The sequence below is a fragment of the Corynebacterium sp. H130 genome (genome assembly GCF_037572395.1).
Classification (GTDB): domain Bacteria; phylum Actinomycetota; class Actinomycetes; order Mycobacteriales; family Mycobacteriaceae; genus Corynebacterium.
In genome coordinates, this window is record NZ_JBBHLA010000001.1 from 347,373 (window position 1) to 370,079 (window position 22,707).

Consider the following 22,707-nt stretch of genomic DNA (forward strand, 5'->3'; position numbering starts at 1 on the left):
CTACTTAAGCGCAAAAGTTAACCCGGGGTTTACTCGGCGAGTTATTCCGCGTCGGAGCGAATGTCGATCTTCCAACCGGTGAGACGCGCAGCCAAACGAGCGTTCTGCCCTTCCTTGCCAATCGCCAAAGAAAGCTGGTAGTCCGGCACTGTCACCTGCGCATGCTGAGCCTCGTGGTCGATCACCTCAACGTGCACCACCTTCGACGGTGCGAGGGCGTTACCAACGTAGCGAGCTGGATCGTTGTCGTAGTCGATGATGTCGATCTTTTCGCCGCCCAGTTCGCGCATGATGTTGTTGACACGCTGACCACGCGGGCCAATGCAAGCGCCCTTGGCATTGAGACCCTTGACGTTCGCACGGACTGCGATCTTGGTGCGGTGTCCTGCTTCGCGGGCGATGCCCATGATCTCCACTGCCCCATCGGCAACCTCTGGAACTTCGAGCTCGAACAAACGTCGGACTAGTTCAGGGTGGGTACGGGACAGGCTGATCTGGACGTTGCGCGGCTGACGATTCACCTCAACGATGTAGGTCTTGACGCGATCGCCGTGGGTGAGCTTTTCGCCTGGGATTTGCTCGCCAGGAAGCAGAAGGCCGTCCTGACCATCAAGTTCGGTACCAAGGTTGACGACGACGATGCCACGCTCGTTGGCCATCGCATCAGCTTCCACTACGCCCGAGACGACAGTGCCTTCCAGTCCGGCGTACTGGTCGTATGCCTGAGACGCTTCCGCTTCACGCAGTTTCTTTACGATTGCATCGCGAACAGCAAGTGCGCCTGTTCGACCGAAGTCTGCTGGGGTATCGTCGTATTCGCTGAGAACGTTGCCTTCTTCATCCACTTCTGTCGCGATGACGGACACAGCTCCACTGACCTGATCAATGTCGATGCGGGCACGACCGGTTCCCGCGGTTTGCCGGTAGGTGTCCAGCAGGGCGCGGCCAATGGTTTCGATCAGTTCAGGGACCGGTACGGCCTTGTCCTTCTCGATGGCCTCCAGCGCCTTAATGTCAATATTCACTTGTTTTCCTCTCGCCACCGCATGGCTTCGTCATAGGTCAGGCCGACGAGTTCGGTCTCGTCGGCAGGAACGTTTGAGAATTCAATTTCTACCACTGCCGTGTGCTCCGACGCCAATTCCAAAGAGTCGACGGCAAGTTTCTTCCCGTTGCGTGCGATGAGGGCGACGGAGGTCTGGGCGTCGTTAAGCGCTCCAATGCGCAGAATTTCCCGCTCGCCGCCACGGGTCAGTGCAACCTTGCGCCCCAGGTTGCGGCGCCAGTGTCGCGGTAGCTCGAGTGGCTTGTCGACGCCCGGCGTAGACAGCTCCAAACTATAACCAGGGCCAAAGCTCACTTCTCCGCGTTCCTCAGCAGCATCGAGCAAAGCACCGATCTCGTTTGAGATCACCTCCAGCTGGTCAAGATCGGGACGCGCATCGCTGTCCACAGCGATAGCAACGACGGACTTGGCGCCCGCCTTGGAAATCTTGATGCCCTCAAGATCGACGCCATAGCTGTCGAGGATGGGGCTGATGAGCTGGGAAATGATATCTGCGGTGGGAAAAGCCATGGCTACCACAATAGCTGGCCCGACATCGGTAGACTAAGCCGCTGTGAAACTCCGCTTGGCTTTCCTGTCCTCACTGGTCGTGTTAACCGGTTGCGCGACAACCCCTGAACCCGACCCAACCCTCACCTCCCTTGCCGACAAAGCCTCCCCAGCCCAGGCCACGGCATTGGCGGAAGAGGCTTCTCGCCTATGCGGAACCAAAGACAATGCGGCACTGTGCACCATCTCCCCCGCCGCATCTGGGACTTTGACCAGCGACGAAGTCCTCGCTGCGGTAGATGGCGTTCCAGAGTCATCACTGCCAGTACTAGCCAAGACATACGTCGCGTTGGCAATGAACGAACCTGCAAAGGATTTTGGTTCATCCTCCGCCTTCAGCGATATGCGGGAATTCGAACAGGCGGCGGTTTACGGGCTCGACCACATGCTTGCTTTTGCCGGCGCTTCCACTTCAACAGTGAAGGCGACCCAGAAATCTCATGAGGCAGTACTCGGAGCCATGGGGTCTTCAGCCACTCCTGCCCCGATGGCGTATGACCTACAGAAGTATCCTGCCGAACCAGCTGAATTTGTGTTTGCACTTGAAGCCGATGCTGCCCTGCACTGGATGAACGCAGCCTGTGCGCCCGGAATCCCAGCCGCGGACCGGACCTTTGCCCTCATCCAAGCTGGAAATGCAGCTGCTCGATACGCCGAACTTGGCGGACAACCTGGGGATCTTGGTTTGTAAGGGCTTGGCCCATCAACAGAAAGCGATAGTCCCAAGACAGTGAAGTCATCGACCAACTGTCCTGGGACTATCGTCTTGCAAAATCGCCAATTTGCTAAAACGCGACTAGCCCAGCAGCTCCTGAACCTTTGCCACCGCTTCAGTGAACGGCACTTCTAGAGTTTCGCCACCGCGGACGCGGATTTCCACGTTTCCGTCGGCAAACGAACGGCCGAGGATGACGGCCAGTGGCATACCGAGGAGTTCGGCATCCTTGAACTTCACGCCTGGGGAGACCTTTGGACGGTCGTCGAAAAGCACGTCGAGGCCGGCCGCAGACAGCGAGGAGACCAGAGAGTCAGCAGCTTCGATGGCTGCGGCGTCCTTGTTGGCCACAGCGACGTGAACCTGGAATGGTGCAACCTCGGCTGGCCAGACCAGGCCCTTCTCGTCGTGCATCTGCTCGGCGAGGACGGCGATGAGGCGGGAAACGCCAATGCCGTAGGAGCCCATTGTTGGGACTGCGGTTTTGCCATTTTGATCGAGGATCTGCACGTCCATCGCGGTGGTGTACTTGCGACCCAGCTGGAAGATGTGGCCGATCTCGATGCCACGTTCCAAGGTCAGGGTACCCATGCCCTCTGGTGCTGGGTCACCTTCACGGATCTCGGCGACCTCGATGTAGCCGTCTGGGGTGAAGTCGCGGCCGCACACCATGCCCACGACGTGGTGGTTAGCCTTGTCGGCGCCGGTGATCCAAGAGGTGCCGGTGACGACGCGAGGATCAGCGAGCACGCGGACACCATTGTCTGCCAGTCCCTTAGGTCCGATGTAGCCCTTCACCAGGAATGGGTACTTCTTGAAGTCTTCCGCTTCAAGCAGCTCAACCTCGGCAGGCTCGAAGGATGCCTCAAGGCGCTTCATGTCAGCCTCGCGGTCACCAGGAAGCAGCACACCGGTGAGCTCCCACTCCCCGCCCGGCTGGCGGACCTTCACTGCCAGGCACTTCAGAGTATCCTTCGCTTCGATGTCCAGGCCCATACCATTAGCCCACTCGACCAGCGCAGCAATGGTGGTGGCATCTGGGGTCTCGTGAATGACGGCCTCAGGCTGGCCCTCAATTGGCTTTTCGACGCCCGGCTGCGTCACCACTGCCTCGACGTTGGCGGCGTAGTCACCGTTGGTGGCGGAGACGAAGGTGTCCTCACCATTTTCTGAGATGGCCAGGAACTCCTCGGAGGCGGAGCCGCCCATCGCGCCGGAGGTAGCAGCACAAATGGCGTACTTGACTCCGAGGCGATCGAAGATGCGCTGGTAGGCCTTACGGTGCGCCTGATAGGAGGCTTCCAGGCCTTCGTCATCCATGTCAAAGGAGTAAGAGTCCTTCATCACGAACTCGCGACCGCGGAGGATGCCGGCACGTGGGCGCTCTTCGTCGCGGTACTTGGTCTGGATCTGGTAGAGGGTAACCGGGAAGTCCTTGTATGAGCTGTACAGGTCCTTGACTGCCCAGGTGAACATCTCTTCGTGGGTTGGGCCGAGGAGCATGTCTGCGTCCTTGCGGTCCTTCAGTCGGAAGAGGGAGTCACCGTATTCGGTCCAGCGGTTAGTGATCTCGTAAGGTTCGCGTGGGAGCAGCGCTGGGAAGGATAGCTCCTGGGCGCCGATGTCGTCCATTTCCTCGCGCACGACAGTCTCAATGTTGCGCAGTACCTTCAGGCCAAGCGGGAGCCAGGTGTACACACCCGGGGCGACGCGGCGGATGTAACCGGCACGAACGAGCAGCTTGTGGCTTGGGACTTCGGCATCTGCCGGATCTTCGCGCAGAGTGCGAAGGAACAGTGAGGACATGCGAGTGATCATGGTTGCTAAGTATATAGCGCCTAGTCGAAGGGCACGTAGATCACATACCAGTCGTCGCCTAGGGAGGCCCGGACCGCATGCCTAGGGCTTAATGTGCTCATATCCGGCACATGCGCGATCTCGTAGTGGTCAATGAAACCGCCACCGAAGTAGTAGGAGGGATTTCCGTCAATTTTCAAACAATCGTCTACGGGAGCAAATCCTGCCCACGAAGGACAATCATCAGTGACTAGCGCCTCCTCAAAGGTTGGCTTCATGATTAGCCAATGCGCCCTCATCGGCAATTCAGTGACACTGAAAAGCAACAAAGCTAACGCGATGAGATGACACCACAAGTGCGGTCGCCCGAGCGCCTTGTCACGGACATTGAGCACCATGGTGACGACGTACAGAAATAGAGCAAACGGGACCACCCACCACAGCGCAATGATGACCAGGAATGTCCCACCACCGGGAACGCTGACGAAATAGAGCCATACCAGCCCGATCACAGCCCACACCGCGGTTGTTATCCTGTTGACCATGCTCATCGTGTTGCCTCCTTCCGAAACCAAGTCCTGGGGTGGGCCTGGGGCGCCTATGGACGTCGATAAGCTCAGCTTTCCAGCTTTGAACGCGGCGCGCACTTCCATCGCGCATGACCTGGCCCGCCTTGACGACGACACCGCCAAGGCTGCCCTCGGCCTGTCGGACAAGCTCATGGACGAGGCGCAGGCGAATCGTCAACTTTTTACTTCGCCAACGATGCCAGCGCTCGAGCGCTACACCGGAGTTCTGTACGACGCACTCTCCCCTAGCACTCTTGAAGATCAAGACAATCTGGTAGTGTGCTCCGCATTGTTTGGCCTGGTACGCGCCACCGACATGATCCCGCATTACCGATTGTCTGGAGGCACAAAACTACCGACAAATAACGGCGAGACGCCAACGATGAAGGCCCGCTGGGGCTCCCTCATCACCGATGCGCTGCTGGACGCCGACGATTTCATCGTCGATCTTCGCAGTGGTACGTATCAGCAGCTCGGGCGGGTCAAGCACGCTGTCACTGTCCGCGTGGAGAAAGACGGCAAGGTTGTCAGCCACTTCAACAAGCATTACCGAGGCTTGGTCGCCCGGGTATTGGCTGGAAACTCGTGTGCATCAATCACAGAGGTTGCCGACGTGCTGCGCGACTCTGGGATGAGCATTGAGCAGCGGTCGAATACTGAGCTGTGTCTCGTCTTGTAACTTCACCTTTGATAAAGCACGACGCGCCAACCGTCGGTGAGCTCCCTTTCAAAGTCGTACCCAGCCGGCAGATGTTCGGCCTGAGTAACCAAGACTCGATCCGTTGCCCCAGTACCGAAATCGAAAGCCGGCTCGCCATCGATCGTTGTGCATTCTTCAACTCGTACGAGGCCCACGCGGTCCGGGCAGGTGTTGTCTGCCGCTGCACCTTCGAGTTCGTCGCGCATGAGAATCCAACCAGTTGATTCCGCAGCTTTGGATTCGATTAGTGCGAAACTAGCCAATGCAGCCAGCGGCAGCAAGAGCGCCGAAACTCGGAAATAACGCATCACCACCGCGTTGTACAAGATCCACGCGTAGACCAGCAATACAGGCAAAAACAGTGCGACCACCATGAAGGAAAGCTTCATTGAACCGGCACCAGGGATTGATGCCCCGTAGAGAATGAATACGAGATAGCTCGCGACGAATGTCACCGCCAACACATTGAAAATTTTGAGGCCCAGAAGTGGGCCGGTGTTGAGTTTGGCAGGGCTACCCATGGGTCATCCTCACGCGAGATGATTGGTCAATCTATTCCTTGATATTAGCGCTTCCGCTACTTGATAACCCAAAAAACAGGTTATAGCTTCGCAAAATTAACATCCCGGAGCTGCTGCAGCGCAGCACGAAGCCCGGCGGCTGTTCCGGATCCGGGATGATTCATGTGTCCGATACAGATCGCACCGTCGGGTGCTCCTAGAAGCTGCGAAGTCACTTTTCCTGCGGGTGCCGTTGCACCGAAGTCGATATTGGTTGTGAACCCGGCGATTCGAACACCATAGGCGTTACATAAATCGACGCATACGTCGTCGTAGTGAGCGGTGCCAGAGCGGAACCAAGTCATTTCATGGGCGTATTCTGCCCTCATTTTGTCCTGATTCCCCGTCACTTCGTACAACGCCGCATCCACAGAAGCGGTGCCGTCGATGCCGTAAGCTGAGCGACCGTTTGTGCTGAGAGGTCGGTGGTCGGTGCCGTGATTTTGGATGCTAAACAACGGATCGTTGAGGAGTTCGCGGGTGTACTTGGGATTCGCCGCGATCCAACGACTGTTGAGGAACAATGTGGCCGGCACAGCGAATTCTCGCAGCACGCTGATCAAAGTCTGATCGATGGCCACCCCAGAACCACCACCGCAGGCATCAAAGGTTAGTGCCAGTGTTCGGCGCCCGCTCACCGTGGGCACAGTGCGTACGATGCCAGGAAGATCCATTCCCCACCCCTTCGGAATCCGACCTCGAAACTGATCGATGGCAGGAACCGCTGAGCTGGGGCTAGTGACAGGTACAGTTGATTGTTCAGTACCGGAAGCGGCGGCTTCCTCAATGATTTGAGGTGTGCTCTGATCTCGCAAGATAGCCGTGCTTGCCACTGCAGCTACTGGCGCCATTGCTGCAGCTGCAAGCAACTGACGTCGAGTGATCTTTCGAGTGTCAGGACTACGGTGTTTACCAGCCATGATGCGGCTTCCTCGTACATTGCATGAAATTGTCAGCTCATTCTAACCCGTTCGGACCACAAAACCGAGGCACCATAGAATGAAGATATGCACACTGCCACCAAACCCCACCCATTTCGGATCTGGCTGCTCGTTACCATAGCGGTCGGCCTGCTCGGCATCATGTTTGGTGCGAAAGAGACCACGTCCACCTCCGCAGATCGGTTGCCTGATGGATTCGATTCGACGGCTGTCGCACAGCATATGCAATTACTTCCTGGTGAGGAAACCTCGACAGCGGTCGCCGTTTTCAGTTTTGAGGACCCGGCAGTAATCGGCCAATTGCAGGCAGTTGCTTCCACACTTGGGGGCCCGCTCATCCCAGCGCAGTCCGGCAAAGCGGCGATGGTGCCAATGGAAGTTCCAGATGGAACCAATGCTCAAGACAAGGCCACTATCGCTGAGCTGCGCGCCAAGGCTGCGGAGGGGCTTCCCGACGGCACCAACGTTGCCGTAACAGGCCCGGCAGCTATCCAGGCGGATCTGGCGGGCGTATTTTCAGGAGCGAACTTCCTGCTCCTCGCAGTAACCGCGGCGATCGTCGCGGTGCTGTTGATTATCACGTATCGGTCCCCATTCCTCTGGCTGATCCCACTGCTCGTGATCGGTATTGCTGACCGCTTCGCCGGCGTGACGTTTACCCATTTGCTTTCTGCGACCGGGGTCATTTGGGATGAATCAACGTCAGGTATTTTGTCGGTCCTCGTGTTCGGTGCCGGCACTGACTACGCCCTTCTTCTTATTTCACGCTATCGAGACGAATTGCATCGACACGACGATCGTTTTGAAGCCATGCAGGCGGCTTGGTGGCCTACCGCTAAGTCAGTGATTGCCAGCGCCACCACGGTGATGTTGGGAATGCTGTGTTTGTTGCTGTCCCTCGTTCCAGCCACCCGCGGTCTGGGCTTGGCCTGTGCATACGGCATCGTGGTTGCAGCAGCTTTCGCTTTGCTGGCGCTTCCTGGAGCGCTGGTGTTGTGTGGTCGGTGGGTGTTCTGGCCACGCATCCCAAGGGAAGGCCAACCAACCCACGCTGCGGTGTGGGAGAAAGTTGGCAACCTGGTACGCACCAAGCCAAACACGGTGATGGCAGCATCAATCGTGGTACTCATCGCTGCAGGTACGCTCCTCTTCGGTGCCCGAGTGGGTTTGGAAACTTCAGAGCAGTTCATGGATACTCCCGAATCGATAACGGCAGCACAGACCCTGGAGCGTGAGTTCAAAACCGACGCAACGCCGGTTAACGTCTGGGCGAAGGATCCCACGGTCACGACGAAGGAAGTTGAATCTCTCGGCGGTCGGGTTATGAGTACGAAGGAAGACGTGCTGTTGGTGTCCGGTCTTTCAGTAGATCGGCTCCGCTCCGGTCTCAGTAACGCGACCGTCGGTGGCCCGGAAGCTGAAAACCAAGACAACATCGCTGCTTCGAAGCGCGATCAGATGGTGGTGTTCCCTCTCCTTGCGCTGCTTGTTACCTTGGCGCTTGGTCTCCTACTCCGTTCATGGGTTGCGCCTCTGATCATGGTGGCCACGGTTATCTTGACGTACTTCTCAGCGATGGGCCTGTCGTGGCTGGTGTTTCAACATGTCTTCGGTTTCAGCGCGATCGCAGAAACAACACCGCTGTACGCTTTCGTCTTCCTGGTCGCGTTGGGTGTGGACTACAACATTTTCCTCATCACCCGCGCGAAAGAGGAAGCTGGGCGCGTTGGGACGAAGAAGGGAATATTGAACGCCCTTTCAGCCACAGGCGGCGTGATCACCTCCGCGGGAATTCTCCTAGCTTCCGTGTTCGCTGCACTCGGTGTTTTGCCACTGATTGCGCTGGCTCAAATGGGCGTTGTCATCTTCATCGGCGTGCTCATCGATACGTTGCTGGTGCGCACCGTGGTGATGCCTGCAATCGTGATGAAGCTCGGCGACGCATTTTGGAAGTAGCGGGAACTTACACTTCCAGCCCGGCAACTTCACCGATGACGATTACTGCAGGTGGCTTCACCTCGTGGGTGAGCAAGTCGGCGCTCAGGCTCTCAAGAGTCGTCCGGAAACCTGTCTGCGAGGCAGTGGTTCCCTCCTGAATCACGGCAACCGGGGTGTCGCCAGGGCGACCTGCGTCGATAAGCGCGCTGGCGATCACCGCACCGTTCTTGACACCCATGATCACCACCAAGGTGCCACCCGTTTGTGCCAAAGCTGACCAGTTGTTGAGCGACGTCGGATGTCCTGGTGGCACGTGGCCGGAGATGACGGTGAACGAGTGCACGACCCCGCGCTGAGTTACCGGCACACCGAACACGGCGGGGACGGAGATCGCGGAGGTTACGCCTGGGACGACTTCATAGGTCAGTCCGGCAGCAACGCACGCTTTAATTTCTTCAAAGCCACGGCCGAACACGAAAGAATCGCCGCCCTTGAGTCGCACAACTTTCTTTCCCGCGAGCGCATGCTCGACGAGCATGGCGTTGATGCGTTCCTGGGCGACCTGCTTGCCATAAGGCAGCTTCGAGCAGTCGATGACCTCTTTCGAATTAACATCGCACAGCTTCTCAAGCTCCGAGGTAGGACCCAGATGATCCGCCAAAATGACATCTGCGGCTTGCAAGGCGTGCATACCTCGCACCGTGATGAGGTCCCATGCACCGGGACCGCCACCGACGAGAACAACTGGGTGTTTTTCCATAGGTTGTTATTCTACTGCGCGCACGCCTCAACAAACCTTTGGACCGCTTGCGGGCAGGAGGCCGGGTGCAGATGCAGGTAGGAAGCGTGGATATTGCCCTGCACAAATCCTTCCTGCTTTGACGTACCGTCCCAGGCCCGCCACGCCCACGCGGGTGCGAATCCCGTTGCTTCTGGTGCAGTGAGAGCAGTGTGGTGAAACTCGTGCCCAGTGATTCGTTCGCCAGCCCGGTACAGGACGCTATCTTCCAGAGCAACAGCGTCGCGATACCCAAGTGTCAAGCGCCGTCCCATCGCAGCGTGTGTGTCGATGATTCCGAGCATCGGGTGGGCATCCAAACTCTGGGCCAGCCACAACAGGCCCGCGCACTCGCCATGAACTGGCTTGCCCGACGCCACATGAGCACGCACGGCCTCCCGCAGCTCCACCCGCGACGACAATCCCTCCACATGCTCCTCGGGGAACCCGCCAGGAATGATGAGGCCCTCGCACTCGGGAAAACCATCCGTCAGCGGATCGAATTCCACCACGGTTGCCCCAGCTGCCTCCAGCAGCTCCTTGTGCTCTGCGTAGGCAAACGTGAATGCAGGGCCAGACGCCATCGCAACGCGCACCGGCTGCTGCTTCTCGACGGCCACGGCTGGATCCCACGTCTGACCGTCATAAGTACAACGTGCAATGCTTCTAATCAGCTCCAGATCGCAGTGCTCCTGAACCAAATCGGCCATTCGTGCCACTGCCATTCGAGCTTTATCGCCATGCTCCTCAGCGGTAACGAGCCCGAGGTGCCTGCTCGGAACCTCTACCTTTTCCACGCGGGGAATCGCACCCACTACTGGCACACCCGTAGCTTCCACTGCATCGCGGCAGACTTGCTCATGCCGGGGGCTACCCACCTGATTGAGAATGACACCGCTGATGGCGATGTCTGAGCGTTCCGTAGCGAAGCCCCGAACCAGGGCGCCCACTGATTGGCTCATCCCGCGTACGTCAACAATTAAGAGGATGGGTAGGCCAAGTTCGGCAGCGATATCGGCAGAAGACCCGGTGGCCCCGGCGCCGATGCGGCCGTCGAAAAGCCCCATGACTCCTTCTACAACGGCGATGTCCGCTCCTGCGCTGCCGTGGGTGTACAGCGGGCCGATGAGTCCGGGACACATGACGGAATCCAGGTTGCGGCCCGGGCGACCGGTAGCCAGCGAGTGGTAGCTCGGGTCGATGTAGTCGGGGCCGACTTTGAACGGCGCCACCGTGAGGGTGCGGCTGAGGGCACCCATGAGTCCGGTCGCGATGGTGGTTTTGCCAGTTCCGGATCCGGTGGCTGCAATGAGAATTCCGGGAGTTACCACTCGATTCCCTTTTGGCCCTTGCGACCTGCATCCATTGGGTGCTTGATCTTGGTCATTTCGGTGACCAGGTCTGCGACCTCGATGAGCTTTTGATCAGCATCGCGACCGGTGATCACCACGTGCTGCGTACCAGGCCTGTTCTGCAAGGTTTCGACGACATCATCCACGTCAACCCACCCCCATTTGATCGGGTAAGTGAACTCATCAAGGACGTAAAAGTCATGAGTCTCGGCAGCTAGGCGGCGCTTAATCTCCTCCCAGCCTTCCTTCGCGTCGCGAGCGTGATCCTCTTCAGACCCTTGCTTCTTAGACCAGGACCAGCCTTCACCCATCTTGTGCCACTCGACGCTGCCAGGCTCGAGCTCGCCCAAACGCTTGAATACTGCCTCTTCGCCGACCTTCCACTTCGCGGACTTCACGAACTGGAAAACACCGATCTTCATTCCCTGGTTCCAAGCACGAAGAGCCATGCCAAAAGCAGCCGTAGACTTGCCCTTACCCTGGCCCGTGTGTACCGCGGTGATGGGCAGGAGACGACGCTGCCTGGTGGTCAGGCCGTCGTCCGGGATGTTTTTCGGGTCTACTTTTCCTTGAGGCATAGCTCTCCTTAGTTAACGAGGGAAGTCGGCAATCACAATTTTCTTCATTCCCATCATGGCCGAATATGAATCAGGATGTGCCATAAGTTCACCAAAATTCTCCGGAATTACCTCCCACGCAACCCCAAACTTGTCAATGCACCAGCCACATGGCTGCTCCTGAGCCGCCAGCTTTGACCACAAGTAGTCGATCTCTTCTTGGTCTTTAGCATTGATGAGCAGCGCAACTCCGCCTGTGAATCCAAAATCCTGTGGTACCCCGGAATCCATAGCGGTGAACCACTGACCTGCCAACTGGAATTCGGAGAACATGACTTCCGCTGGATTGTGCGGGTACATCACCCTCCTGCCGACTGCCGAGTTAGGAATGACATCGCAGTAGTAATCCACTGCCTCGGCGCACTTGCCCTGGGCATCGCCACAGAACATGAATGCCGGGATGATGTGCGGGCGCGGATCGTTTTCCGGGCGGGTCATGATGAGCTGCCAGCTCACCCCTGCTTTGTCCTCAACCCAGGCGTAGCGTTTGGAGAATGGGTATTCGCCCAGCTCCATGAGCACCCGTCCGCCTTCTTTGAGCTGTTCGTATGCCTGGTCCAGATAGTCTGTTGCATCCTCGAATTGAGCTTGATCGAAATTGACCATGAACCCTAGCGAGGGATTCGGGCGAAAAGTGTCGTCAGCATTGATCAGGGTGATCGGGAGACCATCGATGTCAATGTCGACCGTGACGTCCTTGCCTGCCATGTGCTGTTGGAAGTCCGGCAAGCCCTCTGTTGGGTATTGTTGGCTACCTGTGATCGCTGTGTTGCGGAAAACCTGGGAGTAGAACTCTGCGAGTTCACGGGCGTTGCCATTGCACCAGATATTGGGCACGATTTTTGTGGTCATGCCACCGAATCTACCTGCAGGGTGCGAATCGTTCCCGCGAAGTTGCGAGTTTCACTGCCTCACTCGACTGTCTGAAGGGGGGACGATTTGCCCGCCAATCACAGGGCTTCAATGATGCCGGCAACGGAGTCACCATTGAGTTCGGCCAGGCTAACGCACATTCCGCCCAAGTGCTGCGCTAATTCGCCCGCCAACCCGAGGCGTACGCGAGCGCCCGATTCGCAGTCGATAACAAGGCTGGCAGCCAGGCCACGGGATGAAATTAACCCTGCTGCTCGGTGAGCCCCCTTGAGCCCCGACTCCCCTGTCGCACGACCATCGGAAAGCACAACCATGATGGGTTCCTTACCCGGATCACGACGATTCTCCCGCTCCATCAGCTCATGCGCCATCACCAGACCCTCCCCCAACGGGGTCCTGCCACCCGTGGGTAGGTCAGCAAGCCGTCGCACTGCCACATCAATCGACGAGGTCGGAGGCAGCACAAGCTCAGGGACTGCCCCTCGAACCGAAATGACCGCCACCTTGTCCCTGCGCTGATACGCATCCGACAGCAACGACAGCACTGCTCCCGTCACTGCGGAGAGCCGATCCCGAGCAGCCATCGACCCGGAGGCATCCACAACAAAGACGATCAGGTTCGACCGTTTTCCCCTTCGCAATTGACCGCGAAGATCTTCGGGACGGAAATCGAGGCAGGGGCCGTCGAGAAGCGCGCCACGTTCGGCGGCCGCGAACACGGTGCCGACCATATGGAGCCCATGCCCCTTGTCGACGGCTCGCACCGAAGTCCCCACCGAAGACAGCGCTGGGGAACGGCGACCGGGGCTACCGATCTCTGAGGTTGAGCGACGACGCAGCAGCTTAGGCTGGAAACTGAGCGCCAGTGTCGGCGCTACCTGCCTTTCCATCAGAGTCAGGCTCGGCGGATGGCTCCTCAGGGGTGCTCTCGGAGGAAGGCTCCTCGAAGGCATCCTGCAGGGCTTCGTCGAGTTCCTCTTCGGACACGCCTGGTTCATCAAATGGGTTGCGGCGCTTGCGATGTGGCAAGGCCAGAGCAGACGCAACACGAATGTCCTCTTCCTCCACCACGGACGCGCCCCGCCAGGCAGCATGAGCAGTTGCTGCGCGAGCAATAACGAGGTCGGCGCGGAGCCCATCAACATCGAAGGACGCGCACACCTGCGCGATAGCTCGGAGCGCATCGTCGGAGAGCTCAACAGAATCAACGATCGTTTGAGCAGTTGCGATGCGCTGCGACAATTCGTCCGTTTCCGCAGACCACTGAGCGACAAAATCAGCCGGATCGCGTTCGTAAGCCAGTCGGCGCCTCATCACTTCTGTTCGATCCACGACATCGCGTGAAGCACGAACATCCACGGCGAAGCCAAAACGGTCAAGAAGTTGGGGGCGTAGTTCGCCTTCCTCGGGATTCATGGTGCCCACCAGGACGAACGAAGCCGGTGAAGTATGAGAGATGCCGTCGCGTTCGATGGCGACCTGGCCGGTGGCGGCAGCATCGAGGAGAGCGTCAATGAGGTGATCCGCAAGCAGATTTACTTCATCCACGTACAACACGCCACGATGGGCCTGAGACAACAAGCCCGGCTGGTATTCGGCACGGCCGGTGGTGAGGACAGTCTCAAGATTGAGGGATCCCACTACCCTGTCCTCGGTCGCGCCGAGGGGAAGGTTGACGAGTGGGGCGTCGCCAAGCAGCTGCGCAAATGCGCGGACCGTGGTGGTCTTTGCGGTGCCCTTCTCGCCACGCACGACAAGGCCCCCGATCCGGGGCTGAATGGCGTTGAGGATAAGGGCTAATTTCAGTTGCTCTTGCCCAACAACGGCAGCGAATGGGAAACCCGGAACAGGGGCGCTAGTCAATGCTTCTTAGTCCTCCAGCTTGAGGGTCTTCTGGGTACGATCCCAGACCTCGTGGAACAGCTGTGGGTCACGGGACAGGGAAATGCCGTAGGTTGGGACCATTTCCTTGAGCTTTGGCCCCCACTCGACCATGCGGTTGCCGAAGCAACGCTCGAGAACCTCGATCATGGCGGAAGGCGCGATGGAAGCTCCTGGGGATGCGCCGAGCAGACCAGCGATGGTGCCTTCGGCGTTGTTGATCAGGGCAGTACCGAACTCGAGGGAACCGAACTTAGGGAAGCCAGCTGGCTTGATGATCTGCACGCGCTGACCAGCGATGACCAGCTCCCAGTCCTCAGCCTTTGCGGTTGGCATGTACTCGCGGAGAGACTCGAGGCGAGCAGCTTCGTCCTTCAGAACTTCGGTAACCAGGTACTTGGTCAGGCCCATTTCCTGTACACCAACGCCAGCGTAGGAAGGAAGGTTGGTTGGGCGGAAGGACTTGAACAGATCAAGGAAAGAACCCTGCTTCAGGAACTTAGGAGTCCAACCTGCGTATGGGCCGAACAGGAGGCCCTTCTTGCCGTCAATGACGCGAGTGTCGAGGTGAGGAACAGACATTGGAGGGGTGCCAACAGATGCCTGACCGTAGACCTTCGCAGCATGCTGCTCAATCAGTTCTGGGTTGGTGCATCGCAGCCAAGCGCCGGAAACTGGGAAGCCGCCGTAGCCCTTGATCTCTGAGATGCCGGACTTTTGAAGCAGTGGTAGAGCCATGCCACCAGCACCAACGAACACGAAGTTCGCCTTCACAGTCTGGATGTCGCCAGTGTGGACGTTCTTAACAACGACCTTCCACTTGGTGCCGTCAGCCTTGATGTCCTTGACCTCGTGACCGTAGCGCACATCAGTGCCACCGCGCTGCGCAGCCTCCAGGAACTGCTTGGCCTGGGCACCGTAGTTGATGTCCGTGCCGCCATCGAACCAGGAGATGTTTACCTTTTCAGCATCGAAATCACGGCCCTTAGCCATTAGTGGCAAGAACTCTGCAAACTTCGCGTCATCATCGGAGTACTGCATGCCCTCGAACAGGGTGTGCTTGGAAAGCTTCTCGTAACGCTTCTTGATGTACTCAACCTGCTGGTCGCCACGGCCAAAGGACACGTGAGGAACCGGATTGATGAATGCGCGAGGATCAGGCAGAATGCCGTTTTCTACCTGGTGAGACCAGAACTGGCGAGAAACCTGGAACTTTTCATTAATGCGAACAGCCTTGGAAATGTTCACTTCACCATGCTGCAATGGCGTGTAGTTCAGCTCGCATAGTGCGGAGTGTCCCGTACCGGCGTTGTTCCATGGTGAGGAGGACTCTTCTGCAGGAACATCAAGTCGCTCGAAAATGATTTGGGACCACGTCGGCTCAAGTTGCTTCAGCATCGCACCCAGTGTGGCGCTCATGATACCGGCACCGATGAGAACGACATCGGCCTCGTCAGTCACCTTTGCGCTTACATTAGCTTCGGACACTGTCACTCAACTTCTTTCGTAGGCTCTGCATGCTTTAGACCCGCGCCCTGGCCACAACCAGGGCCACAAGGTGGACTTACCCATTCCCGTTGCTGGCGAAAAACGCCAACACTGAAGTCCGTTGACACTCAAGCTTACGCTGAAAATTCTCTCGAATGTGAAAACATGCCAAAGATGGATGTGGGAATCGGGGGGAGCATCACCACTGACTTCGAAACTTTGCTCCCCCAACAATAAGGTTCGTATTACGATCATTTCAGGTAATGGACCTCATCTACATAACCCCGAAACAGGTCCCACGGTCACGTCCACCAGCGAAAGATTGTGAACTCTATGGTCTCGGTTGAACCACTCCCGCTGTCTCCCACCTGGAGCGAGGACATCCTCGGTGCGGATTTCCAAAGAATGACCTTTGAAATGGATGTGGACCCCGACGGCTGTCCTCCAGCGATCGTCACCCTCGTTAGGTACGTGCCACAAGCAGACAACGAGAAGTTCAGTACGCGCCCAGCGATTTTCTACATCCCTGGCACCAGTGATTACTTCTTCCACCGGCACGTCGCGGAGTTCTTTCACGAACGGGGCTACGCTTTTTATGCCGTAGATCTAAGAAAATGTGGCCGATCGTGGCAGCCTGGACAACGTTGGCATTATGTCACCGATTTGGGAATCTATTTCAAAGATTTGTGCCGGGCCACTGAACAGGTACTAGACGATGGGCATTCGGACATTTTCCTGCTTGGGCATTCCACCGGTGGCCTGCTTGTTCCGATCTGGCTCGATCATCTGCGGGCATCCGGCGACACTACAATGCTCCCGTTCATTCGCGGCGCAGTACTGAACAGTCCATGGCTTGACTTCTTCTTCCCCACCCTCACCATGATGGTGATTAGGCGCTTGGTTCCTTACATGGCGATGCAACACCCCGAGGCAAAGATCTACAGCCGAAAACTTGTCGCCTACGTTAAATCGCTTCACAAAGACTTCGACGGTGAATGGGACTTCTCCCTGGATTACAAACCAGTAGGTGGCCACGACAAATACTGGGGGTGGGCCAACGCCATCATGAGGAGCATCGAGCGCGTTCGCTCAGGATCCGTCAAATGCCCAGTCCCCCTGCTCGTGCTGTGTTCGATGCACTCTCAGCTTGACAAACCGCTCGATGAGCGTACCCACGTCACCGATGTCGTCCTCGACGTCGACGAAATCATCAAGCGTTCTGTTTCACTTGGCGACGAGGTTACGACCATTCCGATCGACAATGCCCGACACGATGTTTTCCTGTCCCGTCGTCCAGCGCGGGAACAGGCGCTGAAGACCTGCGAACAGTGGCTGACGCAGCAGCTATGATGGGCTCCAACTTCAAATAAGTAGGAGCACACATGGCACAGCATTACGACATCATCATCATTGGCACTGGTTCGGGCAATTCCATTCCGGGGCCCGAGTTTGACGATAAGTCCATCGCCATCGTCGAGAAGGGTGTTTTCGGAGGCACCTGTCTCAATGTCGGATGCATCCCAACCAAGATGTACGTCTATGCCGCGGACATCGCACGTGAAATCGGTGATTCTGCGAAGTTCGGCATTAACAGCACCCTAGAGTCCGTCGACTGGCCAAGCATCGTTTCTCGTGTTTTTGATCGCAGAATCGACCCGATTGCGGCTGGTGGCGAGGCATACCGACGTGGACCTGAGACGCCAAACATCGATGTCTACGCCGAGCACGCGACCTTCGTCGGCCCACGAACCCTCAAAGTTGGCGATGCCGAGATCACCGGTGACTCGATCATCATCGCCACGGGCTCTCGCCCATCGATCCCACCAGCCATCGAATCTTCGGGTGTCCGTTTCTACACCAACGAAGACATCATGCGCATGCCTTCCCTCCCCCAGCACATGACCATCGTCGGTGCCGGATTCATCGCTTGCGAGTTCGCCCACGTCTTCTCCGCTCTTGGTGTCAAGGTAACCCAGCTTGTACGTTCCGAGCGCATGCTGCGCGGGCTTGACGACGACATCGCCACCGCCTTCGCTCAGGCTGCCGAAACGCAGTGGGAGGTTCGCTATAACACCGAAGTCATGGGCGCCACTGATGGACTGCAACTCGAGCTCAGTGACGGTTCTACGCTAGAAACCGATGTGCTCCTCGTAGCTACCGGCCGCACCCCGAATGGCGACCTCATGGACCTGGAGAAGGCCGGAATCGACATGGACGGCAGTTCCATCAAGGTCGACGAATTTGGACGCACCACCGCCGACGGTGTGTGGGCACTTGGAGACGTATCCAGCCCTTATCTGCTCAAGCACGTGGCGAACGCAGAGATGCGCGCAGTCAAGCACAATATTGCACACCCTGAAGACCTCCAGCCCATGCCACACGATCTCGTTCCAGCAGCAGTCTTTTCCTCACCGCAGATTGCCTATGTTGGTCTGACGGAAGCTCAGGCACGGGAGAAGTACGACGTGACAGTGAAGATCCAGAACTACAGTGACGTGGCATATGGCTGGGCGATGGAGGATTCCGGCCACTTTGCCAAGCTGATCGCTGACAAGGCGACCGGCCGGCTGCTGGGAGCACATATTATTGGCCCACAGGCATCGACGCTGATTCAGCAGCTCATTACTGTCATGGCCTTTGACCTTGACTGCCGCGACGTCGCCACCAAGCAGTACTGGATCCACCCAGCTCTGCCCGAGCTGATTGAAAACGCGCTACTTGGACTTGAGTTCTAGCAGCATATCTAAATTCCACGCCGCCTCGAGAACGTCTGCGATCTTGTCTAGTTGACGCAGGCGTTCCTCACGAAACGACACATCATCGCTCACCACGAAGTCTGTCTTGCCCGATTCCGTGGCCACCCAGCGCAGGAAGTCCTTCCTGAATGCGTCGTCCTCCAACTGGCCGTGTCTGTGAGTACCTCGGAAGCAGTCCCGAGCAGCTCCTTCATCACCGATCCACGGCTGTTCTGTGGAGCGGGTTACCTGGCCATGGTGTACCTCGTAAGCACCATTGTCATGCCTGATGAGTGTTTTGGTCGGGTCGAACGTGATGTCCGCGTCGAAGATGGCGAGGCCACGTTCAACCGAGTGGCCTTCGACGGGGTCGTCGATAAGCGTGCACATCATTTGGTAGCCACCGCAGATTCCCAGGGTTGGAAGCGTGCGCTCTTGCAGCACATCAGCGATTCCGTTCTCGCGGAGCCACGCAAGGTCCGAGAGCGTGGCCTTGGAACCCGGAAGAACGACAAGGTCGGCGTCAGCGATGTAATCGGGATCGACGGACCAGGTTACGCTCACGCCAGGTTCGCACGCGAGCGCTTCGACGTCGGTGGCGTTGGAGATTCGTGGCAAACGCACGGCTGCTACCCTGAGACGCTGCGATCCCAATGCAGTTGACGCCGGGCCAACGGAGGAACCGATTGCGGACTGCAGCGAATCTTCCGCGTCGATCCAGAGGCCATCGATGAATGGCAAAACGGCGACGGTAGGTACGCCAGTAAGTTCCTCCAGCTGCACCAGACCCGGGTCCAAGATGGTTTGGTCACCACGGAATTTGTTGATCACGAAGCCATTGATGCGCGCCCTGTCTTCGGGAGAAGAAATGAAATACGTCCCGTATAGATGCGCCAGCACACCACCATGATCAATATCTCCGACAACATAGACGGGAAGATCGCATTCCTGCGCTAGGCCGAAATTGGCAACGTCGGTCTCACGCAGATTGATTTCCGCAGGTGAGCCTGCGCCTTCGCAGATGACAAGGTCAAATTCCTCTTCAAGAGCGCGCAGGCACTCAGCCGAGACTTGCCGTAAATGTGTTCGGTGCTCGACGTAGTTTCGGGCGCTCACAGTGCCTACAGCCTGGCCACGTACAACCAATTGGGACGTGCGATCGGAGCCCGGTTTGAGCAGGACAGGATTGAAATCCACGCTGGGCTCAAGGCCACACGCAAGGGCCTGCAGTGCCTGCGCCCTGCCGATTTCCCCACCGTCCGGACACACAGCAGAGTTATTCGACATGTTCTGAGCTTTGAAGGGGGCTACCTTCACTCCACGTCGAGCTAGTGCGCGACAAAGCCCTGCGACCACCACAGACTTGCCGGCATCCGAGGTCGTTCCAGCGATGAGGACTGCTGCCATTTAGATGTCTTCGTCAGGAAGGGTCAGAATTTCGTTACCGTCTTCAGTGATGACGATGGTGTGCTCGAATTGGGCGGTGAATTTGCCGTCCTTGTTCTGTACGGTCCAGCCATCATCCCAAATGTCATAAGGCAGCTCGCCCAGGTTGATCATTGGCTCGATGGTCAGCGTCATGCCTGGCACAAGCAGGTCCGTGTAGGCATCGGAGTCATAGTGCAAGACGACGAGTCCGTTGTGGAAGGTTGGACCCACGCCATGGCCGGTGAAATCGCGTACAACGTTGTAGTCAAAGCGCTTAGCGTAGGACTCGATCACACGGCCGATGACGTTCACTTCACGGCCCGGCTTGGCTGCCTTGATTCCGCGCATAGTGGCCTCACGGGTGCGCTCGATGAGAAGCGCATGCTCTTCTGAAATCTCGCCTGCGCCGAAAGTGGCATTCGTATCGCCATGCACACCGTTTTTGAAAGCAGTGACGTCGATGTTTACGATGTCACCTTCCTGAATGACAGTCGAATCCGGAATGCCGTGACAAACGATTTCATTGAGGGAGACGCAGCAGCTCTTGGTGTAGCCACGGTATCCCAAGGTGGACGGGTATGCGCCCATATCGCACATGTACTCGTGGGCTACCTGGTCGATGTAATCCGTGGTCACACCTGGTTGTACCGCGCGACCTGCAAGGACCAACGCATTAGCTGCGATCCGGGATGCTTCGCGCATCGCTTCGATGACCTCTGGGGTTTGAACCAGTGGCTCGCCAATTGCTTCCTGCACACTGTCTTTCCACGCATACTCCGGGCGCTCGATATGCTTCGGAACGGTCCGAATTGGGGTGGGATTACCTGGAGTTAGTTTTGCGCTTCGTGTCATGGACAACATGGTAGCGCTTCACTATTGCTTATGGATGAGACGGCTCGTCAATGGTGCGGAAAAAGTGGTCGGTGACCGCTACAGATGTTTCAGACCCACCACCGCCGACGATGAGGGTAGCGAATGCAATGTCGTCGCTTCGGTATCCGGCGAACCAGGCGTGGGAGCCACCATTGAATTCTGCTTCACCAGTCTTAGCGTAGATTTCGCCGCCCTTTTGCCCCATACCCCGCGCAGTACCGGAGGTGACCACTGATCGCATCATGCCACGCAGATTCTCGATGACAGCGGGATCCGGCGCCGGAACTTCCTCGCTGACCTCGGTGGCATGACCTGAAATGAGGTACGGCACGGGTGTCTTACCTGCAGCCGCGGTTGCTGCTACGAGTGCCATGCCGAAGGGGCTCGCAAGGTCCAGGCCCTGACCGTAGCCCTCATCCACTCGCTGCATGAATTCGTCACCATGGGGAACGGAACCAGTAATAGTGTCCAAGCCTGGGATTTTGTAATCGATGCCCAAGCCAAAGCTCTTGCCCATGTTCTGAAGCTCGCCTGGAGCTAGCCTGGCGGACATATCGGCAAAAGTAGTGTTGCAGGACTGCGCGAATGCGTCATCCAACGAGGTGTTGCCACGGGAAAAGCTGTTGTAGTTGGTGACGATACGCGGACCGACTTCCATGGTGCCTGGGCAAGGCACGGTGGAACCTGGGGTAACTCCCTGGTGCGTCATTCCAGCTGATGCGGTGATGATCTTGAATGTCGAGCCGGGAGGATACATACCCATCAGTGCTGGGTCGCCATCCTTATCAGCTTCCCTCGTCTGGGCTACGGCCAAGATTTCTCCAGTGGAAGGCCGGATGGCGACAAGCATAGTCTTCTTGTCTTTTCGCAGATCGACAGCTTTCTGCGCGGCCTGTTGGATCTTGTGATCCAGGCTGACGCGAACAGCAGGCGCTAGCTGCGGCTCATGGCGCTCCAAAGACTCCAGGGCGGCGCCGTTCTGGTTCACGACGGCAATTTGCCATCCGTTCGCGCCTTCCAACTCGTCAGCGACGATCTTTTCCACTCTGGACATGATTTCAGGTGCAAAGGAGGGGTCGCTGCGGACCATTGCGGCTTCCTCGTTGATCAAAACTCCGGGTACGCCACGCAGCTCGTCAGCGATCGCCTTACCTTCAGGGCCACCCACCACTGCTACAGAATAATTGCCCTGGTGATCAGCAAGTTTTCGCGACAGATCAGCAGTATTGATTTCTGGAATCGAAGGGTTTTGTCCGCGATTGCCATTAATCGAGGTGGCTACGCGCGCTGCTGCAGCAGCAACGTTCTGTGATTCGCTGGCATTAATCAGCACTCGGTACACCGTGCCAGGTTGCAACACGTCAGCGCCATCCGCGCTCACCACCCGCGACTTATTCGCCTGAATCGGACGCAGCTCCAAATGCTGGTTGTTTCCCAGCGTTGGGTGAATGATGGTTGGCAAGAAACGGACCTTCCACTCGCCCTTAACCTTGGTGAGTGTCACCGAGGAGTCGTAGGCAAACTCTCGATCCCTTGGCAGCTGCCAATCCATGTGCAGGTTTGCTGTCGCCAGTGTCTCCTGATTGCTCACCGAGGTGACTTTTGCTGAAAGCCCCTCCGCTTGCATGCCACTGATCGACTTGCCGATCAGGTCCTTGGCCTGATCTGGGTTATCAGTAAGCGACGCCGCCTTGTCGACGTCTCCAGCCTCCATCGCCTTGGCAAATTCCTTCACCGTTGGGTCCGCGATCTCTGGCTTCGGAGTGCAGGATGAGGCTGCGACAGTAGCAAGAATGGTCACTGCAGCAACGGTGGGAAAAGCCTTCATGCTTGTTGACCCTAACAGG

General features: G+C 57.5%; 21 protein-coding genes. 5 read left to right on the plus strand and 16 right to left on the minus strand.

Annotated features, from left to right (window positions below; translation table 11 throughout):
* Positions 1-41 precede the first annotated feature (41 nt).
* Together nusA and rimP are read right to left on the minus strand one after the other, a co-directional pair.
* On the minus strand, positions 42-1,025 hold the full coding sequence (nusA, locus tag WG939_RS01685) for a transcription termination factor NusA (RefSeq protein ID WP_339981814.1): 984 nt from the start codon (positions 1,023-1,025) through the stop codon (positions 42-44).
* Entirely contained in the window at positions 1,022-1,576 is a 555-nt protein-coding gene (gene rimP / locus WG939_RS01690; protein ID WP_339981815.1) for a ribosome maturation factor RimP, read from the minus strand. Before rimP ends, nusA begins: the two co-directional genes overlap by 4 nt.
* Positions 1,577-1,619: 43 nt before the next feature.
* Between rimP and WG939_RS01695 the strand changes: the two genes are divergently transcribed.
* Positions 1,620-2,306 (plus strand): hypothetical protein, encoded by a 687-nt coding sequence (locus WG939_RS01695; protein WP_339981817.1) that lies wholly within the window; start codon positions 1,620-1,622, stop codon positions 2,304-2,306.
* Between the two features lie 105 nt (positions 2,307-2,411).
* Here WG939_RS01695 and WG939_RS01700 read toward each other — a convergent pair whose 3' ends face one another.
* Together WG939_RS01700 and WG939_RS01705 are read right to left on the minus strand one after the other, a co-directional pair.
* A complete protein-coding gene (locus WG939_RS01700; RefSeq protein ID WP_339981818.1) occupies positions 2,412-4,148 on the minus strand; it encodes a proline--tRNA ligase in 1,737 nt (578 codons plus the stop codon).
* A gap of 20 nt (positions 4,149-4,168) precedes the next feature.
* Entirely contained in the window at positions 4,169-4,678 is a 510-nt protein-coding gene (locus WG939_RS01705; protein ID WP_339981819.1) for a hypothetical protein, read from the minus strand.
* On the opposite strand from WG939_RS01705, the gene yaaA reads away from it, so the two are divergent.
* Positions 4,671-5,375, plus strand: a complete 705-nt coding sequence (yaaA, locus tag WG939_RS01710) for a peroxide stress protein YaaA (protein WP_339981820.1) — start codon at positions 4,671-4,673, stop codon at positions 5,373-5,375. The genes WG939_RS01705 and yaaA overlap by 8 nt on opposite strands.
* Before the next feature lie 2 nt (positions 5,376-5,377).
* Here yaaA and WG939_RS01715 read toward each other — a convergent pair whose 3' ends face one another.
* Together WG939_RS01715 and WG939_RS01720 are read right to left on the minus strand one after the other, a co-directional pair.
* A complete protein-coding gene (locus tag WG939_RS01715; protein WP_339981822.1) occupies positions 5,378-5,917 on the minus strand; it encodes a hypothetical protein in 540 nt (179 codons plus the stop codon).
* 80 nt (positions 5,918-5,997) lie between these two features.
* Positions 5,998-6,876: a polysaccharide deacetylase family protein gene (locus tag WG939_RS01720; protein ID WP_339981823.1), complete on the minus strand. Its 879-nt coding sequence runs from the start codon at positions 6,874-6,876 to the stop codon at positions 5,998-6,000.
* Positions 6,877-6,963: 87 nt separating this feature from the next.
* Here WG939_RS01720 and WG939_RS01725 point away from each other — a divergent pair, with 87 nt between their 5' ends.
* A complete protein-coding gene (locus tag WG939_RS01725; protein WP_339981824.1) occupies positions 6,964-8,853 on the plus strand; it encodes an MMPL family transporter in 1,890 nt (629 codons plus the stop codon).
* Positions 8,854-8,860: 7 nt separating this feature from the next.
* On the opposite strand, the gene cobA is transcribed toward WG939_RS01725, so the two are convergent.
* The 7 genes from cobA to mqo all read right to left on the minus strand — a co-directional run bounded on the left by cobA (position 8,861) and on the right by mqo (position 15,824).
* Positions 8,861-9,595, minus strand: a complete 735-nt coding sequence (cobA, locus tag WG939_RS01730; protein WP_339981825.1) for a uroporphyrinogen-III C-methyltransferase — start codon at positions 9,593-9,595, stop codon at positions 8,861-8,863.
* A gap of 11 nt (positions 9,596-9,606) precedes the next feature.
* Positions 9,607-10,944, minus strand: a complete 1,338-nt coding sequence (locus WG939_RS01735; RefSeq protein ID WP_339981826.1) for a cobyrinate a,c-diamide synthase — start codon at positions 10,942-10,944, stop codon at positions 9,607-9,609.
* Positions 10,938-11,543, minus strand: a complete 606-nt coding sequence (gene cobO, locus WG939_RS01740) for a cob(I)yrinic acid a,c-diamide adenosyltransferase (RefSeq protein ID WP_339981827.1) — start codon at positions 11,541-11,543, stop codon at positions 10,938-10,940. The genes WG939_RS01735 and cobO overlap by 7 nt, the downstream gene beginning before the upstream one ends.
* 12 nt (positions 11,544-11,555) lie before the next feature.
* Complete coding sequence (locus WG939_RS01745) at positions 11,556-12,434, minus strand: VOC family protein (protein ID WP_339981828.1); 879 nt, start codon at positions 12,432-12,434, stop codon at positions 11,556-11,558.
* 98 nt (positions 12,435-12,532) lie between these two features.
* Positions 12,533-13,345: a vWA domain-containing protein gene (locus tag WG939_RS01750; RefSeq protein ID WP_339981830.1), complete on the minus strand. Its 813-nt coding sequence runs from the start codon at positions 13,343-13,345 to the stop codon at positions 12,533-12,535.
* Positions 13,299-14,318, minus strand: coding sequence for an ATP-binding protein (locus tag WG939_RS01755; RefSeq protein ID WP_339981832.1), 1,020 nt, complete (start codon positions 14,316-14,318; stop codon positions 13,299-13,301). Before WG939_RS01755 ends, WG939_RS01750 begins: the two co-directional genes overlap by 47 nt.
* Before the next feature lie 6 nt (positions 14,319-14,324).
* A complete protein-coding gene (gene mqo / locus WG939_RS01760; RefSeq protein ID WP_339981834.1) occupies positions 14,325-15,824 on the minus strand; it encodes a malate dehydrogenase (quinone) in 1,500 nt (499 codons plus the stop codon).
* A 333-nt stretch (positions 15,825-16,157) separates the two neighbouring features.
* Here mqo and WG939_RS01765 point away from each other — a divergent pair, with 333 nt between their 5' ends.
* Both WG939_RS01765 and mtr read left to right on the plus strand, forming a co-directional pair.
* Positions 16,158-17,174, plus strand: a complete 1,017-nt coding sequence (locus WG939_RS01765) for an alpha/beta hydrolase (RefSeq protein WP_339981836.1) — start codon at positions 16,158-16,160, stop codon at positions 17,172-17,174.
* A 32-nt stretch (positions 17,175-17,206) separates the two neighbouring features.
* A complete protein-coding gene (gene mtr / locus WG939_RS01770; protein WP_339981838.1) occupies positions 17,207-18,559 on the plus strand; it encodes a mycothione reductase in 1,353 nt (450 codons plus the stop codon).
* On the opposite strand, the gene WG939_RS01775 is transcribed toward mtr, so the two are convergent.
* From WG939_RS01775 to WG939_RS01785, 3 genes are read right to left on the minus strand one after another with little or no spacing between them, the layout of a single operon-like run.
* On the minus strand, positions 18,539-19,966 hold the full coding sequence (locus WG939_RS01775) for a cobyric acid synthase (RefSeq protein WP_339981840.1): 1,428 nt from the start codon (positions 19,964-19,966) through the stop codon (positions 18,539-18,541). The genes mtr and WG939_RS01775 overlap by 21 nt on opposite strands.
* Positions 19,967-20,839, minus strand: a complete 873-nt coding sequence (gene map / locus WG939_RS01780; protein ID WP_339981843.1) for a type I methionyl aminopeptidase — start codon at positions 20,837-20,839, stop codon at positions 19,967-19,969. It abuts the gene before it with no gap.
* 28 nt (positions 20,840-20,867) lie between these two features.
* Positions 20,868-22,688 (minus strand): penicillin-binding transpeptidase domain-containing protein, encoded by a 1,821-nt coding sequence (locus WG939_RS01785; RefSeq protein ID WP_339981845.1) that lies wholly within the window; start codon positions 22,686-22,688, stop codon positions 20,868-20,870.
* Between the last annotated feature and the right edge of the window lie 19 nt (positions 22,689-22,707).